Source organism: Mesorhizobium sp. M1A.F.Ca.IN.020.06.1.1, assembly GCF_004023265.1.
Lineage (GTDB): Bacteria > Pseudomonadota > Alphaproteobacteria > Rhizobiales > Rhizobiaceae > Mesorhizobium.
Map to the genome: position 1 here is coordinate 1 of NZ_RZSR01001374.1, position 1,118 is coordinate 1,118.

At 61.8% G+C, this 1,118-nt stretch carries 1 protein-coding gene and 1 pseudogene; both read left to right on the plus strand.

Annotation, left to right across the window (positions count from 1 at the left end):
• Positions 1–435 precede the first annotated feature (435 nt).
• The gene (gene rplJ, locus EOA60_RS34125) at positions 436–954 is read left to right on the plus strand and encodes a 50S ribosomal protein L10 (RefSeq protein WP_066989579.1); all 519 of its coding nucleotides are present in this window, start codon (positions 436–438) and stop codon (positions 952–954) included.
• A gap of 54 nt (positions 955–1,008) precedes the next feature.
• Positions 1,009–1,118: pseudogene (locus EOA60_RS34130) on the plus strand (50S ribosomal protein L7/L12); the annotation flags it as partial.

Consider the following 1,118-nt stretch of genomic DNA (forward strand, 5'->3'; position numbering starts at 1 on the left):
GATGGGCCCTGGCCTCAAGCTCGACATCGCGACGCTCGCCGCGTCGTAAATGTCGCCTGACCGGCTTCCGGCCGGTCGCAAAAGATTTCCGGACCGCCGATCCGTCGGCGGCCCGGTAACCCGGGGGCCGAAAGGTTTCCGGATATCCTGTCCGAGATTGCAGGCGGCCGGCCTTGGTTCAAAAGGGGGCCTTAATTCATGTGGGCCTGCATGAGACGGGTGAAGACCCGACAAAGGAGCGAAAAGTTCCAATGAAAGGTTCGAACCGTGTTTGCCTTTTGTCAGCACATCAACCGGCCTTGCCGGCGGGTGTGGCGAAAGGGGGCAGGATCCTCGAGCGCCGTTCGGGAGATCCGTTTGTGGATGGCCCGGCCGGCAAAAGGCAACCCGACTTCTGACCTCGTGAATGGGGCAGGGGTCAACTGGAGATAGGCAGTGGACAGAGCGGAAAAACGCGAACTCGTCACGGGCCTGAACGAAGCGTTCTCGAACGCGGGTTCAGTGGTCGTGGCCCACTACGCCGGTATCACCGTCGCGCAAATGAACGACCTTCGGTCGAAGATGCGCGCCGCCGGTGGCACCGTCAAAGTCGCGAAGAACCGTCTCGCCAAGATCGCTCTTCAGGGCACGGACTCCGCATCGATCGTCGATCTGTTCAAGGGACAGACGCTGATCGCTTATTCGGAGGATCCGGTTGCGGCGCCGAAGATCGCGTCCGAGTTCGCCAAGGGGAATGACAAGCTGATCATTCTCGGCGGCGCAATGGGCTCGACCTCGCTCAACGCCGACGGTGTCAAGGCACTCGCCACGATGCCGTCGCTCGACGAGCTGCGCGCCAAGCTGGTTGGCATGATCGCCACGCCGGCAACCCGGATCGCCCAGATCGTCAATGCGCCCGCGGCTTCGGTCGCGCGCGTCATCGGCGCTTACGCCCGGAAGGACGAGGCGGCATGAGGCCGTTCCTCGCTGTCAACAACACACGTTCGAACCAAGTAAAGGAATACACAAATGGCTGATCTGGCAAAGATCGTAGACGACCTTTCGAAGCTGACCGTCCTCGAGGCGGCCGAGCTGTCGAAGCTCCTGGAAGAGAAGTGGGGCGTTTCGGCTGCTGCTCC